The organism is Nocardia sp. NPDC052001 (assembly GCF_040680615.1).
Classification (GTDB): Bacteria; Actinomycetota; Actinomycetes; order Mycobacteriales; family Mycobacteriaceae; genus Nocardia.
The window spans coordinates 264,684-280,063 of sequence record NZ_JBFAXC010000007.1; the positions used below are offsets into that span (position 1 = coordinate 264,684).

A 15,380-nucleotide genomic window follows, 5' to 3' on the forward strand; every position below is an offset into this window, starting at 1 on the left:
AACCCGGCTAACCGCACGCAAACCTCTAGGCTGTGAATCATGTCGATCACCGCACAGGCAGCGACGCCCGCGACCGGGCTCACCTCAGCGGAGGTGGAGCAAAGACGGCGCGACGGGCTCACCAATGATGTTCCCGAGCGGGCCTCCCGCTCGGTGCGAGATATCGTCAAGGCCAATATCTTCACGCGCATCAACGCCATCCTCAGCGTGCTTTTCGTCTTGGTGATCGCGACCGGATCGATCATCGACGGCATGTTCGGACTGCTCATCGTCGCGAACAGCGCGGTCGGCATCATTCAGGAGCTGCGCGCCAAGAAGACCCTGGACGAACTGGCCATCGTCGGCCAGGCACAACCGGTGGTGCGGCGTGAGGGCAAGGCCACCGCGGTCGCACCGCAGGAGATCGTGCTCGACGACATCATCGAGCTCGGACCCGGCGATCAGATCGTGGTCGACGGCGAGGTCATCGAAGCCGAACTGCTCGAGGTCGACGAATCACTGCTCACCGGTGAAGCCGATCCGATCGACAAAACCGTTGCGGCCCCGGTCATGTCGGGCAGCTTCGTGGTCTCGGGCAGCGGCGCGTACCGGGCCACCAAGGTCGGCAAGGACGCCTACGCCGCCAAACTCGCCGATGAGGCCAGCAAATTCACCCTGGTCAAATCCGAACTGCGCAACGGCATCGACACCATTCTCAAGGTCATCACCTACCTGCTGATCCCGGCGGGCCTGCTGTCCATCTACAACCAGCTGGTCTCCAGTAAGGAATCCTGGCGGCCCGCTGTCAACGGCATGGTCGCGGCGCTGGTGCCGATGGTGCCCGAGGGCCTGGTGCTGATGACCTCCATCGCCTTCGCGGTCGGCGTGGTCCGGCTCGGGCGGCGGCAGTGCCTGGTGCAGGAACTGCCCGCCATCGAGGGTCTGGCGCGCGTGGACGTGGTGTGCGCGGACAAGACCGGCACACTCACCGAGAACGGTATGCGGCTCAGCGAGATTCGGGCCATCGCCGCGGACGGATCCGCGCCCGAGGGCGAATCATCCACCGCCTCCGAGGAATTGCGGCAGGTGCTCGCCGCCATGGCCGGTGACGATCCGCGCCCGAACGCGAGCGTGGCGGCCATCGCCGAGGCGCTGCCGGAGAAGCCCGGATGGCAGCCGACCGGGATCGCGCCGTTCTCCTCGGCCAAGAAATGGAGTGGGTTCTCCTACGGGGAGCACGGCAACTGGCTGCTCGGCGCGCCGGATGTGCTGTTGGACTCCGATTCCGAAACCGCCGCCGTCGCACAGGAAATCGGGGCCAAGGGGTTGCGCGTACTGCTGCTGGCCAGCAGCGACCGCCCGGTGGACGCGGCCGACGCGCCAGGTCACGTGACAGCCGCCGCGCTGGTGGTGCTGGAGCAGCGGGTGCGGCCCGATGCCAAGGAGACCCTCGAATACTTCGAATCACAGCATGTGGCGACCAAGGTCATCTCCGGTGACAATGCCGTCTCGGTCGGCGCGGTGGCTGCCTCGCTCGGCCTGGCGGGCGGTGACGATCCGGTCGACGCGCGCAAGCTGCCGACCGATCAGAACGAACTCGCCGACATGCTCGATCACAAGACCGTCTTCGGCCGGGTGCGCCCGGATCAGAAGCGCGCCATGGTTTCCGCGCTGCAATCGCGCGGGCATACCGTCGCCATGACCGGTGACGGCGTGAACGACGTACTCGCGCTCAAGGACGCCGATATCGGCGTCGCCATGGGTTCGGGCAGCCCGGCCACCCGTTCGGTGGCGCAGATCGTGTTGCTGGACAACAGATTCGCGACGCTGCCGTACGTGGTCGGCGAGGGCCGCCGGGTGATCGGCAATATCGAGCGCGTCTCGAATCTGTTCCTCACCAAGACCGTCTACTCGGTGGTGCTGGCCTTCCTGGTCGGCATCGCGGGCATCGGTTCGCAGATCTTCCACTACAAGGCGATCGGCTATCCGTTCCTGCCCCGGCACGTGACGATCGCGGCCTGGTTCACCATCGGCATTCCGGCGTTCATCCTCTCGCTCGCACCGAACAACGAACGCGCGCGCACCGGATTCGTCGGGCGCGTCATGCGATTGGCGATTCCGTCCGGTCTGGTGATCGGCGTGATGACCTTCATCGCGTACCTGATCGCCTACCAGGGACCCGATGCGGGCGAGACCGCGAAGGTGCAGGCGGGCACCACCGCGCTCATCACGCTGCTGATCATCGCGGTATGGGTGCTTGCCATCGTGGCGCGGCCGTGGAACGGGTGGAAGATGCTGCTCATCGCGGGTTCCGTTGCCGGATACCTGATTCTGTTCGCGGTGCCGTTCACCCGGCACTTCTTCAAACTGGATCCGAGCAATATCGCGCTCACCACATCGGCGATCATCTGCGGTGCGATCGGCATCGTACTGGTGGAGGTGGCGTGGTGGGTGAGCGCCAAATTGCAGGGCGAGACACCACATCTGCTGCCCGGCTCCCCCGGCGAAAACGACTGATCTTCACCGCATTCCGAGTCACGGCGGCGGCGCACCGATACGGTGCGCCGCCGTTCCGTTAAACATCCAAACTGGTCGCATGGTTTGGCTCGCCGGTGAACTGCCTTGTCCCGGACCTTTTTTGACCAGCGGGGTACCTTGTGCCCCATGGAGGTCCTGCTGCATCAGATCGACGCGTTCGCCGACGCACCGTTCTCGGGCAATCCCGCCGCGGTCATGCCGCTGCTGTGCTGGCTGCCCGATGAACTGCTGCAACATCTCGCCGAGGAGAACAATCTCGCCGAGACCGCCTTCTACACTTCGGCGCTACCCGCGGAGGCCGGTGCGGCACCGGACAACTCGCCCGCCTTCCATCTGCGCTGGTTCACCCCCGCCACCGAGGTCGACCTGTGCGGGCATGCCACGCTCGCCGCCGCGGCGCAGATTCTGGACGATATGCATCCCGGCGCGGATCGCGTGCACTTCTACACCCGCAGCGGCTGGCTCCGCGTCGACCGCGATCGCGATGATCTGGTGCTGGATCTGCCGACGGTGTCCTCGGTGGAGATCGATGTGCGCGAAGACATTCCGCGCGCACTCGCCGCGGCCTTGGGCGTCAAGCCGTTGCGCGCCTACGACGGCACCGATGTGGTGCTGCTGGTCACCTCGGAAGAGGAAGTGCGCCAGGCACATCCGGACTTCGCGGCATTTCCGAAGATGCCGCGCGGGGCGATCATCACCGCCGCCGGGGCCGAATCCGATTTCGTCTCCCGCTTCTTCGCACCCGGACAGGGCATCCCGGAGGATCCGGTCACCGGCTCCGCGCACGCCCAGCTCACCCCGCTCTGGAGTCGCGAACTCGGCCGCACCACCCTGTCCGCGCGCCAGCTCTCCGCCCGCGGCGGCGCGCTGCGCTGCACCCTCAGCGGCGACCGAGTCCGTCTGGCAGGCCGCTGCCGCCGCTACCTGGACGGCGTAGTCCGCCTGGCGGACTGAGGGATTCAGCCCGCCGAGCCGGTATGCACCGCTGCGTTATCGATTGACGATGGCGTCGGTGAGAGCCAGTAGATCGGCTTCCCGGTAGCCCGGGTACCCGTGCAGCATGGTGCGCCACTGCGCCGGAATCGCCGACGCGCCCCAGCGCGCGCCCAGCAGCCCACCCGCGATGGCGGCGGTGGTATCGGTATCGCCGCCCGCGCGCACCGCGAGTTCCAGTGCGGCGGGCAGGGTGTCGGCGTGGGTGATGGCCCACCACGCGGTCTGCAGGGCGTGCACCACCCAGCCGTTCTTGGGGAAGTCCGCGGGCGCACCGCATTCGGCCTTGTCCAGCAGCGGTCCCCAGAACCCCGCGTCCACCTTCGAAAGTGATTCGCGCACACCGTCATAGGTGCCGTACAGCACCGCGTGCCGGATGGCGCAGGTCCACAGTTTGCACGCCTGCATGGCCTGCATGTCGTAGTGCGTGAGCGAGCTGACCACGGCCGCGCCCTTGGCGCAGTGCTCTTCGTCGTCGAGGTAGGCCAGCGCCACCGGCGCGGTGCGCATGAGCGAACCGTTGCCCGCCTTCAAACCCTCCAGATCGTGCGCACGCACCTGCATCTCGCGCCCGGTCGGGCTGCGCCACTGCAGGACCTGCCTGGTCTGCATGCCGATATCGGCGGGCTTGGAATCCCACCAGATCAGGAATTCGGCCGCGACCGCGTCGAGTCCGGCCTCCTCGTGCAGATTCGGCACGCGCGCCGCCGCCCGGGCGATGGCGATCGCCATCGAGGTGTCATCGGTCCACTCGCCCGGCGCCCAGTTGAAACTGCCGCCGCCCTTCATCTCGATGACCACCTCGGGTCCGGGATGGGTGAACTCGTAACCCGCGCCCAGCGCATCACCCGCCGCCGTACCCAGCAGCACCCCGGCCGCCCGGTCCGCCTGCTCCGCGGTCAGTTCCATCAGTTCCCAGCCCCTCTCGATGAGCTCGCTGCCCTCACTCTCGCACGGACAGCTCTGCTGCCACGGTAGCTCTCACGCGACAGCGCTCGTGCCGCGGCCGGGAATGGTTGCGCTTCCTTGACGGGTGCGCGCCCGTCAAGGATTAGGGCAAATGTCCGATGGTGCCCGGACGCGGCCGCCCATAGTGTCGAGACCGGGGGTGTACCGCCGGGTCTGTCCGTGCCCGCCCCCATGCCGGAATCAGCGAAAGATGTTGCCGCGCACTTCCGGTCGGGCGGAGTGGCGTGCGCGGCGGAAGCAGAGGACCACCCCATGACGCACACCAGCCGCCCGCGCACGATCCGCCGGACGGTCACGCTGTTCGCGACCACCGCGGCGTTCGGCCTCATCGTGGGATGTTCGAGTGATCCGACCTCGGGGCCGATCACGGTCAAGGGTTCGCCGGCGCTCACCACCACGAGCGCGGCCGCGGCCACCAGCACCACCACTGGCGCGAATCCGGGTGCGGCGCAACCGGGCGGCGGACAGCCGGGCGGTGCGGGACCGCAGGCGCAACAGCAGCCGGGCGGCGCGCCGATCGACGAGCCGGGCCCCGCGCCCGATCCGGGCCCGGGCACCCCGCTCGGCACCGACCATTACGTGAAATGTACGGACAAGATCAATTACGCGGGTGACCCGCGCTCCAATGCCGAGATCAATCTCGAGGGTGAACGACACGGCGGTGATTGCCCCGCCCCGATAACGTCCGCCCCCTCGGCCGCGCCGTCCACTGTCGCGGCGACGACAACCGTTGCGCCCCCGGCGGTTACGACCACCACGAGCCCCGCGCCGGCCACGACGGCACCGGCGGCGAGCACACCCGCCACCACCGAACCGGCGACCACGAGCGCGTCGAAATAGCGGGCGGCGCTATACCTCCAGCTCCTCCTCGATGCCCCGCAGGCGATGCCGCGCCATCGCGAGATTGGCGCGGCCCCGGTCCAGGGCGAGATACAGGAACAGGCCCTTGGACTTTCGCCCGGTCATGGGCCGGATGATGTGATACTGCGCGCCGAGGGTGATCAGAATGTCCTCGATATCCTCATTGATGCCGAGTTGATCGATGGTGCGCATCTTGGCGCGCACCACCTCGGTATTGCCGGCGGCGGCGACCTGCAGATCCAGGGCTTTGGAGCTGCCGAGCATGCCGAGCGCCATCCCGCTGTTGTAATCGACCACGCAGGCGCCGACGGCACCGTCGATCACCATCATGTCCTTCAGTGCGATATCCATGTTGGACATGGCAGTTCCTTTCAATCGGTGTTTCTCTTCGGGGTTTTCTTGACGTTGTTCGCCAATTCGGTCAGCTGATCGGCGATGGCGCGGGCCACCGGACGCGATTCCAGATGCAGGCGGCCCACATTCACCTCCGGACCCGCCAAAACCGTCAGTGAGGCCGTCCAACCGGCCGCATAGATGACCACGTATCCGCCGGAGCCGTGCACCACGACCTCGTGAAAGCCACCGCCGTGCGCGGTGGTGGCCAGCCGGTGCGAGAGCGACAGCTGGGAGGCGGTGAGCGCGGCCATGCCGGTGGGTTCGATATGCGGCGGCAGATCGTGTGCGATAAGCAGCCCGTCGGTGGAGGCCACCAGGGTGCCGGTCAGCCGAGGTACGCTGTCGCGCAACAACTTCAGCTGTGCCAGCAGCACCGTGTTCGGTTCGGGTCGCGAGATCGCCACCTTTGTCATCCTTCTTCCCATCATTTCGCCGAGCCGCCTCCTGCGCGCGGTCACACCAGCTCCTCCAAGGCCGCCTCCCATTCCGTCCGCCGGGCCTGATCCGTTTGATCGAACGCGGCCGCTGTGCGGTCATGCCAGCTCCTCCAGCGCCGCCCGGACGCGGACGAGCACTTCACGGTCGATGGGTTTCCAGCGTTCCGGAGCGGGAGTCGTTGCCCCGGAACGCGCACGGCGGCGGGGAAGCTGTGCGGGCGGCTGCGAGGCCGCCGGTTCCGGATCCGATCCGGGTCCGCCGAGTGCCAGCGGCGGCAGGCGATCCGCCGCCGCCCGGCGCGCGTTCAGCGCGATCAACGGCGCGACCTGTGCGTCGGCGGCATGGCGCGGGGCGGTGAGGCGCACGGGCGGTTCGATCAGCCCGGCCTCGGTGAGTTCGCGGACGGCGGTGAGACAGCCGTAGGTGGTGCGGCCCAGATACTCGGCCAGGGTGGTGATGCTGCGGCGCGCGTCGGCGGCGGCGAGCATTTCGGCCTGACCGCCGGTGAGCATGACGCGGCGTTTCGGAATGCGGCGGGCCGGAACCACGGGGGCGCGATCGACCAGCGTCACCGGCCACGGCCCGGCCTCGGGATCGCCACGACGGGAGCACTCTTCGACGAGGGCGGGCGGTGCCACCTTGCAGACCGGAGCCAGCCAATGCGCGGGCGCGGGCTGGAATTCCGCGGGGGCGGGAGCGGCCAGCAGGAAGTAGGCGGCATCGAAAACCGAGAGCAGCGCCAGGGTTTCGAGTTGCGGCCGATGCAGCAGCGGACCGAGATCTCCGGCCTCGGCCCGCCGCCACTCCTCGGGGGTCGCCACACCCGCTTCGACCACCAGGCGATCGAGCCCAGTAGTCCGGCGGCAATCGGCGCAGGCGATCGTACCTTCGGCCAGATGGAATGCGCCATCCCCCGCGTGCAGTACTCCCGTCGAACCTTCCGCAGCCAATCTCCGCAATTCACTTGCGAGTTCAGCGCTCATGACCGCCCTCGGTGAATTCGGCCAGAATTCCGCGCAGGCGGAAACGGGCCATACCGAGATTTCCCGTTTCGTCGTCGAAGAGCACATGGACGAACAGTCGTCCGTCGAAGTCCCCCTTGATCAGATTCAACAGGTGGTACCCGCGAGTGCCGCAGACGATGATCTCCGAGATGTCATCACCGTCCGAGCCACTCGCCAGCGCCGGGCAGCCGAGCACCGCACGCACCACATCGGTGCTAGCAGCGGCATCCTCGTGCTGATCGAGGGGGTCCTGTCGTCCCGCCCCCGCTACCGCGAGCCCACTCGCACCATCTACCAGCGTCACACTGCGCGCACCTGGAATATCCATGATGCGCTGCAGGCAGCCGTCTATACCGATCACCGCGTCACCGCTTTGTCTGATAAGCCATTTGGCGATCCAGACGCTACACACGCGCCGCGCGAGCTGTCCCCCGTTTGCGCGAGAATTACGCGTACCCAAAGCATTCCCCCAGTAAACCTCTGAAGAATACCCCTCGGTACTCAATACCTAGCAGTACCAACAAGATTCGAAATGAAATATTCACTCGAATTGTTTGCTGGAATCCCCGGTCCAGCAAACCCTATGCTGATCATTAACCGCACTCACCTACCGACCGGCAGGGGCGATCTCAGTTGTCGGGGACGGGGCCGTCATTGGGACCGGCATCGGCGAGGTCCCGCTGTTCGGGAAGCAGCGGGGCGATGGCGAAAACGGCCGCGGAGGCATCGGCGGGCAGCGCCTCCACCGCGCGAACTCCGGGGCGGGCAGCCAGGTTTCGGAGCTGTTCGAGGTTGCCGTGCACGACCAGGCTCACCAGGCAGGGGCAATCGGCGCGCAGGCGGGCCGCGACCACGGCATTGGTGCGGACGTCGCGGTCGTTGTAAGCCTGCGCCACAGCCACCGCGGCCGCGGCCGAACGCTGGGACCCCAGCGCGGCGGCTTCGCCCGCGGGCAGCGGAATATCCAGCACCGGGGTCGCCACCCGGTCGATCGCCACATGGTAGATCGCGTTCGAAATGCGCAGGCCGCCACTGTATTCGGGAATGTGATCGGCCGAAATACCCGCGGTGAAGGAGATCAGCGCCCAATGCTCGGCGGTATCACCGCCGCCCAAGGTGTCCCGGGCCCGCGCCAGATACCGGTCGACCGGTTCGCTGTGCTCCGGTCCCAGGCGGTCGGTGGCGACAATGCCCTTGCGCGGCGGAATCGCCCAGCCCAGCAGCACGATCAGGATCACCAGCAGCACCGCCGCCGACCAGCCCGCGATCCGCCGCGCCCGGACATCATCGGTGAGGGCGCTGACCGCCCGGCCGATCTGCACGCGTAACTCCTTGTGCTCGTGACTCAGTGCGTGCGCAAGACTTCCAGAGCGTGTTCCAGATCGGCGGGGTATTCGCTGGTGATCTCGATCCAGCGGCCGTCCGCCGGATGGTTGAACCCGAGCTGACGGGCGTGCAGCCACTGACGTTCCAGGCCCAGGCGTTCGGCCAGGCGGGGATCCGCGCCATAGGTGAGATCACCGCAGCAGGGATGCCGGACGGCGGAGAAATGCACGCGAATCTGGTGTGTGCGACCGGTTTCCAGATGGATATCGAGCAGACTCGCCGACTGGAAGGCCTCGACCGTGTCGTAGTGCGTGACGCTGGGACGGCCGTCCGCGGTGACCGCGAACTTCCAGTCGTTACCGCGCGCGCGGCCGATCGGGGCGTCGATGGTGCCGCTGCTCGGATCCGGATGACCCTGCACCAGAGCGTGATAGCGCTTGTCCACGGTGCGCTGTTTGAACGCCCGCTTGAGCACGGTGTACGCGTGCTCGGACTGCGCGACCACCATGACGCCGGAGGTGCCGACATCCAGTCGGTGCACGATGCCCTGGCGCTCATGCGCGCCGGAAGTGGAGATGCGGTAGCCCATCGCGGCCAGACCGCCGACCACCGTCGGGCCGGACCAGCCGACACCGGTGTGCGCGGCGACGCCGACCGGCTTGTCGACGGCGACGATATCGTCATCGGCGTAGAGGATCTTCATACCGTCGACGGGGGTGGCCTCGACGACGAGTTCGCGCTTGGGCTCCGGAAATTCGACCTCCAGCCAGGAGCCCGCGTTCAACCGGTCGGACTTGCCCGCCGCCACACCGTCCAACTGCACCGAACCCTCTTCGGCCATACTGGCGACCGCCGTGCGCGACAGGCCCAGCAAACGGGACAGTCCGGCATCGACACGCATACCGTCCAAACCATCCGGCACCGGCATACTGCGGGTTTCCCTCATACGGTCTTCTCCTCCGCGCTCTCGTCCTCCTCGTGCCGATGCGCACGCGTGCCATCGGGTTCGAAACCGAACACCGTCAACGCCACCAGTAGTGCGGCGCCGCAGACAATCGCCGAATCGGCGACATTGAACACCGGCCACCAGCCGACCGCCACGAAATCCACCACGTGACCCTGCAGCGGGCCGGGCGCGCGGAACAGGCGATCGATCAGATTGCCCAGTGCGCCACCGAGCACCATGCCCAGGCCGATCGCCCACGGCAGCGAGCGCATGGTGCGGCCGATCCGCACCACACCGATCACCACGGCCGCGGCGACCAGGGTCAGCAGCCAGGTCATACCGGTCGCCATCGAGAACGCCGCGCCCGGATTGCGCACCAGGGTCAGGCGCACCACATCGTCGATGATGTGGATCGGGCGGCCCGGGGTCATCTTGGCGACCACGAGGCATTTGGTCAGCAGGTCCAGGCCGAGCAGTACCGCGGCCACGAGCAACAGCGTGCGCAAGCGCAGCGGCTGGGCCGCATCGGCGGCGGGTTCGGTTGCCGGGGTCGCGCCGACCGCGGGCCGTCCGGCGTCCGTGCCGGTTTCAGCGGCGGCGGGAGGCGCGGGCTCGATGGCGGCGTCCGGATTCGGCGTTGCCGGGGTGCCGAGGGGTGCGCTATCTGCTGGCGACTCGTCTGGTTCGTCTGCGCCGGATTCGCGCGGCCGGTCGGTACTCACCCTTGACATCATTCCCTATGGCCATTCCGTGCCCGATGGCCGGACGGCGCGCCCGCATCCCAAGCTGATTATCAGGAAGTGGCCGTAACCTGTTCGACGTGACGGTGTTGTCTTCATCCCCCGGTTCGGCGAACGCCACCGCACGCTGTACCCGTACCCCCGGCCGCGCCCGGCCGGGACAGCGCGCCACCCGATCCGGCGTCCTTCTCATCGTGCTCGCGGTCACCCTGTCGGCCTTCGGGGTCGGCTGCAGCGACCGCTCCGAGACCACCACCGAATCCGACAGCGCGGAGCCGCTCGGCATCGGTAAGGAGGTCACCATGCCCATCGCGGCGGTGACCACCACGGTGCTCGATCCCGGCGCCGAACCGCGCTCGGCGCTGCGGCCCACGCTGCCGCCGGGCACCACCCAGCAGGTCACGCTGCGCACCGACCATCACATCGAACAGCAGATCGACACGCAGGCCGTGCGCGATTTCTCCCCGCCCGCGGTGACCATTCCACTCACCGCCGAGGCCGGGACCGACGGGGTGGAGCTCACCCTCGGCACGGTCACCTCACCCGATCCCGCGCTGGCCAAAGCGCTACTGCCCGCTGACGGTTCGCGCGCCGGACTCGATATGAGTGAACTCGGCGCGATCACCGCGCTGCGCCTCGCACCCAAGGCCGCCACCTCCGATGCCGCGCGCGCCGCGCTCGAGCAGGCGTTCTATCAGGCCGTCTACCAATCCATCGCGTTCCCGGACGATGCCGTCGGCGAAGGCGCGGTATGGACGGTGCGGCAACAGGTTTCCGGCAGTGTGCCCCTGGAACAGGTCACCACCGCGACGCTCACGCACCGCGAGGGCAGTCTGCTCACCATCCACCTCGATGTGACCCAGACGCCGAAATCGACGGTCTGGCATCTGCCCAATGAGGCCGGTCAACTAGAGATCATCGACTACCTCATGCGCGGCACCGGCGTGATCACCGTGGATCTCGGTATGCCGCTGCCGGTGTCGGGCTCGGTCGAAGTCGGCGGCAACCAGGCCTACCGCGACCCGCACAGCGCGGTCACCCTGCGCCAGACGCTGCGCACGCAGGTGCAGTGGGGCGCCTGACACGCCCGGGCCGGCGGCCGGGCATGATGGCGGCGTGAACCTCCGTAATCGGCCACGCGGACGCACCGCGGTGGCGGCGCTGCTCGGCGTGAGCGCCGTGGCGCTGTCCGCCTGCGGCTCACATGATTCCGCGCCCGCACTGCCCACGCTCGGCCCGGTGGTACAGCCGACCGTGCCCAGCAACGCACCGGTGCCGGATGTGACAGGGCTGCGCAACGGGCTGCTGGACGCCACCCAGCTGCCGTCCGGATACACCTCGCTCGGGGATCCGCCGACCGGCAGTAGCACCGGGGCCGGGGCGGGCACCAATCCGGTGCAGTGCGCGAAGGTGCTCGCGCCCATCGCCGAACAGGCCACCAATGCCGCCACCCGGGCCGCCGCGCAGTACGGCGGGCCGGATTTCGAGAGCATCGATATCGACGCCGCCGCCTATGCCAACGGTGGGGCGGCACAGGCTTTCTCGACGGTGCAGGCGCTGTTGCGGGCCTGCTCCAGCTACTCCAGCACCGATCCGGACGGCACCAAGGTCGAATACCAGGTCGGCGGACTCGATCAGCCGACCTCCGGCGACGCCTCCTTCGCATTCCGGGTGCACACCACCAGCCAGGGCCTGACGCTGTACTCCGCGGTGACCGTGTCACTGGTCGGCGCGACCGTCGTGCAGTTCTCCATGTCCGGTGCGAAAGAGCCGGACCCGCAACAGCTCACCGCGCTGACCGTGGCGCAGGTGAACAAACTGCGCGGACAGCCCGCGCCTTGACCCCGAAATAACTTCCGCCCCCGCTGATTCAGCGGGGGCGGACTGTTCTACTTCCAGCCGTTCACATTGATCGGGCCCGGAGTCCAGAGTCCCGAATGGGTTTCGGGGGTGATGACCGGGCGGCCCGTGATCGCGGTGTCGTCGATGCGGGAGAACTGTTGCAGCTCACCCCAATCGCGTCGCCAATCCTGGTTCAGGTAGGTGGCCAGGGTGTGCGGGCGCAGCAGCATGGTGCTCCAGCCCAGCGGGCCGCCGCCGTCGTGGTTCTCCCACAGGTTCGTGTCATGCGCACCGCCGCGGTCAGGCAGGATGCGATAGCCCGGCACCTCGGCGATACCGACGTGATGATCGAACGGGCGCTGGCACGGGAATTGCAGGCCCACAGCCCAATCCAGCAGTACGGGCTGCTGTGAGCCGATGAGATCCTGCAGAATGCGGGTCTGCGGCACCCGCGGCGGGGTCAGCGCGACCCACTGCTTACCGTCCCGATCGCGATCGGTGGCGACAATGCGGATCACCGTCGCATCGGGCGGGATCTCGGTGAACGGGATCCGCAGATTGCGCCAGGTCGGCGTGGGACCGATATCGATCGGCGTGATCCGGCCCCGCGGCTCCAGATCGGCTGTGCCGTACTCGATTTCGACGGATTGACCGGGGGTGACCACCCCGTACTGATCCACCGAGCGAATTCGCCCGGCCGCCGTGATCGCGACAATGCCCTTGCGATCGGCCGCGGCGGGCAACCGGTACCAGCCCGTGGTGAGCTCGGCGACCGACTCACTCGTGCCATTGCTGCCCAGCACCGGCACCTTGGCCGGATTCAAACCGAAAGGCAGTGCGGTGGTGGTGGTTCCGGATTCGCTGTCACTGGACTTGTTGGTCAGCGTGGTGGTGATGGCGCTGGTGTCGACCTCATCGTCGGCGCGCATATCCGAGGCCACGCCCGATGGGCTGAAGCCCTTGGCATCCGCGGTGAAGGTGCCGAAGACGTCACCGTTCACCGGCGTCAGCATGCCGTCGTTGGGATCGGTCTCCACCAGCACATCTCGCGCCATACCGCACGGCTGACCCAGCACCGCGGCGGTATTCGAGCGCGCCAGCGAGAACGCCGGATACTGCGAATACGCCGCCTTCGCGAACGAGCCCACCTCGACCAGCACCATCAGCGCCGCGGCGATGGTCAGCGGCGACAATGCCGCCAGCCGCCAGGCGCGCGGGGAAATACGATGCGGGGCAGCGGGTTCCGGGGCCCGCACATGCCACCACCCGGCCAGCGCCAGGAACAGCAGCGCGAGCACCAGGAACAGCTTGTTCACCCCGATACCGGCGATCAGCGGCGGCTTGTCATTGAACGGGATGCCGAAATTCGAGACGTACCACCAGCCGTTCATGCTGGAGAACGTCAGCGCCAGCGCGAAAGCCACCACCGAGGCGAACAGCGCCCGGTTGCGCGGTGAACGCATTACCTTGGGGCCCAGCGCAACCGCTGCGAGCACCCCGATCACGCCCGCCAGACCGGCGTAGACGCCATTGTGGTGCGTCCACTTGGTGGGGGTCGTCATCATCAGCAGAATCACGCCGACGGTGCTGCCAAGCACCCGCCGCGCCGGACCGGAGGCCACCGTCGGAATCCGGCCGCCCTTGCGCAGCAGCACGAACGCGCACGCGGCCATGCCCAGCCACAGCATGAACATGCCGAACCGGCGCGCCACCGAACCATCGATGGAGACCATGAAAAGGTACTGGTAGCGCAGATATTCGTCCGGCCACTTCACATTCGGGCCGACGATATTGTGCACGCGCTTCATCTCGAACATGGCGGCGAGGGTTTCCACGCCGAACATTGCCACCAGCACCACGGTTCCGGCGGCCACCAGCGGGGTCGCCAGGGTGAGATAGGCGACGAAACGAGTGCGCAGGACTCGCAGCGCGCTCGCACCCTCCGGAACCGGCTTGCTCAACGCCCGCGCGCGGTCATCCAGCACCCGCCACATCGGGCGGATACCGGCCAGCAGCGGAGCGAAGCAGATGACACCCGACGGGCCGACCGTACAGCTGAACGCGCCGATGGCGATCGCGATGCCGAACGGCAGCAAGTGGCGGGTGGCGATGGCGCGCTCCACCGACACCCAGGTGAGCAGTACGCCCATCGCCACCATGGCCTCCGGGCGCAGGCCGTTGTTGTACGGCAGCCAAATGGTCAGGAAACCCAGCGCACCGGTCCACACCGCGACCCGATTCCGGCGAATCCGCGCGCCCAGGCGCGGAATCACCTCGCGGCTGATCACCAGCCAGCAGATGAAACCGGCCAGCAGCGCGGGCAGGCGCACGAACGGGCTCGCCACGCTGATCTCGGCGAGCCGGCCGATCAGGTCGTAATACGGTGTGCCGACCGGGTTTTCGGGGACACCGAAGTACGCGAAGTAGTTCGCCATATAGCCCGCGTGAATCGAGGTGCGGCCCATACCGAACTGGTAGCCGTCATCGGAGGTCGTCGAACCGATGAAATGCCACAGCAGCAGCGTGCCCAGCACGAACGCGTCCACGGCGGAGAACGACCACCAGCGCTGCGGCAGGAAACGGCGGGCGCGACGGCCGTCCAGGCGATCCAGGCGGTGCAGCGCGAACAGGGCCAGCAGGGTCGCCAGTACGGCGGTCCACAGGGCGATGCGCTTGATCAGCGTCGGATGCGCGGAGAAGCGGCTGTCGAGTTTCGCGGTGGCGGTGACGCCGTCCGGGGCGGGCAACTCGGTGAAGAAACCGACCAACTGCGGGCGATAGTCTCCGTCGAGTGTGACGGGAGACACATTCGAACCCGCGAGAATCGCGGTGGCCCGGGCCATTTCGGTGTGCACGGTCAGTACGCAGTTGGCCGGGAGCTGGTCCATCGGGACGCTCACCAGGGTCTGATCCTGCAGTACCGCTTCGAATTTGCCGGGTGTGACGACGCCTTCGGCATCGGTGGTGGCAGCGGTCACATGCGCCGCGAACCCGTATCGATCGCGATTCGGCGCTCCGTTCGGCCCCGTGGCGAGCAGGGTCCCGCCCTGCGAACCGAGTTGCGCCGCAGCCGAACACGGGATGGTCGCGTCGAAGGTCAAGGGCGCGTAGGAGATGAGCGGCGCTTCCACACTCTTGGCCGAATCCCCCTGCGGCCAGGACAGTGTCGCGGCATCCACCTTGACCGGCAATACCGGCACCGCGATGGCGGCCAGCACGGCGATCAACCCCGCGATCAGAGCGACCGGCCGTTCCCAACCCCCGTATCTTCGTCGATCGGAATCGGGTCCAGCACTACCGGCGGAATCCTGCCCCGCCTTCTCCATCACGTCGGTCACGATCGCAGAT

14 protein-coding genes are annotated in these 15,380 nt (G+C 67.5%); 5 read left to right on the forward strand and 9 right to left on the reverse strand.

Annotated elements, in window-relative coordinates; translation table 11 throughout:
- The first annotated feature begins 39 nt into the window (after positions 1-39).
- Positions 40-2,496, forward strand: a complete 2,457-nt coding sequence (locus AB0L82_RS30195) for an HAD-IC family P-type ATPase (protein ID WP_364643574.1) — start codon at positions 40-42, stop codon at positions 2,494-2,496.
- Positions 2,497-2,643: 147 nt separating this feature from the next.
- A complete protein-coding gene (locus AB0L82_RS30200) occupies positions 2,644-3,471 on the forward strand; it encodes a PhzF family phenazine biosynthesis protein (RefSeq protein WP_364643577.1) in 828 nt (275 codons plus the stop codon).
- Between the two features lie 36 nt (positions 3,472-3,507).
- Here AB0L82_RS30200 and AB0L82_RS30205 read toward each other — a convergent pair whose 3' ends face one another.
- The gene (locus tag AB0L82_RS30205; protein ID WP_364643580.1) at positions 3,508-4,419 is read right to left on the reverse strand and encodes an ADP-ribosylglycohydrolase family protein; all 912 of its coding nucleotides are present in this window, start codon (positions 4,417-4,419) and stop codon (positions 3,508-3,510) included.
- Positions 4,420-4,731: 312 nt separating this feature from the next.
- Between AB0L82_RS30205 and AB0L82_RS30210 the strand changes: the two genes are divergently transcribed.
- Positions 4,732-5,319: a hypothetical protein gene (locus AB0L82_RS30210; RefSeq protein WP_364643583.1), complete on the forward strand. Its 588-nt coding sequence runs from the start codon at positions 4,732-4,734 to the stop codon at positions 5,317-5,319.
- 9 nt (positions 5,320-5,328) lie between these two features.
- On the opposite strand, the gene AB0L82_RS30215 is transcribed toward AB0L82_RS30210, so the two are convergent.
- The 7 genes from AB0L82_RS30215 to lspA all read right to left on the reverse strand — a co-directional run bounded on the left by AB0L82_RS30215 (position 5,329) and on the right by lspA (position 10,181).
- Positions 5,329-5,700: a hypothetical protein gene (locus tag AB0L82_RS30215; RefSeq protein WP_364643586.1), complete on the reverse strand. Its 372-nt coding sequence runs from the start codon at positions 5,698-5,700 to the stop codon at positions 5,329-5,331.
- Between the two features lie 11 nt (positions 5,701-5,711).
- A complete protein-coding gene (locus AB0L82_RS30220) occupies positions 5,712-6,149 on the reverse strand; it encodes a roadblock/LC7 domain-containing protein (protein WP_364643589.1) in 438 nt (145 codons plus the stop codon).
- A gap of 120 nt (positions 6,150-6,269) precedes the next feature.
- Entirely contained in the window at positions 6,270-7,157 is an 888-nt protein-coding gene (locus AB0L82_RS30225) for a hypothetical protein (RefSeq protein WP_364643592.1), read from the reverse strand.
- Positions 7,147-7,539, reverse strand: coding sequence for a hypothetical protein (locus AB0L82_RS30230; RefSeq protein ID WP_364643595.1), 393 nt, complete (start codon positions 7,537-7,539; stop codon positions 7,147-7,149). The genes AB0L82_RS30225 and AB0L82_RS30230 overlap by 11 nt, the downstream gene beginning before the upstream one ends.
- Before the next feature lie 268 nt (positions 7,540-7,807).
- Positions 7,808-8,500: a hypothetical protein gene (locus AB0L82_RS30235; protein WP_364643598.1), complete on the reverse strand. Its 693-nt coding sequence runs from the start codon at positions 8,498-8,500 to the stop codon at positions 7,808-7,810.
- Between the two features lie 23 nt (positions 8,501-8,523).
- Positions 8,524-9,450, reverse strand: a complete 927-nt coding sequence (locus AB0L82_RS30240) for an RluA family pseudouridine synthase (RefSeq protein WP_364643601.1) — start codon at positions 9,448-9,450, stop codon at positions 8,524-8,526.
- Entirely contained in the window at positions 9,447-10,181 is a 735-nt protein-coding gene (lspA, locus tag AB0L82_RS30245; RefSeq protein ID WP_364643604.1) for a signal peptidase II, read from the reverse strand. Before lspA ends, AB0L82_RS30240 begins: the two co-directional genes overlap by 4 nt.
- 89 nt (positions 10,182-10,270) lie before the next feature.
- Here lspA and AB0L82_RS30250 point away from each other — a divergent pair, with 89 nt between their 5' ends.
- Both AB0L82_RS30250 and AB0L82_RS30255 read left to right on the forward strand, forming a co-directional pair.
- Positions 10,271-11,272 (forward strand): hypothetical protein, encoded by a 1,002-nt coding sequence (locus AB0L82_RS30250; RefSeq protein ID WP_364643607.1) that lies wholly within the window; start codon positions 10,271-10,273, stop codon positions 11,270-11,272.
- 34 nt (positions 11,273-11,306) lie between these two features.
- The gene (locus AB0L82_RS30255; RefSeq protein WP_364643610.1) at positions 11,307-12,032 is read left to right on the forward strand and encodes a hypothetical protein; all 726 of its coding nucleotides are present in this window, start codon (positions 11,307-11,309) and stop codon (positions 12,030-12,032) included.
- Positions 12,033-12,079: 47 nt separating this feature from the next.
- Here the strand turns inward: AB0L82_RS30255 and AB0L82_RS30260 are convergent, their stop codons facing one another.
- Positions 12,080-15,370: an arabinosyltransferase domain-containing protein gene (locus tag AB0L82_RS30260; RefSeq protein ID WP_364643613.1), complete on the reverse strand. Its 3,291-nt coding sequence runs from the start codon at positions 15,368-15,370 to the stop codon at positions 12,080-12,082.
- Positions 15,371-15,380 lie beyond the last annotated feature (10 nt).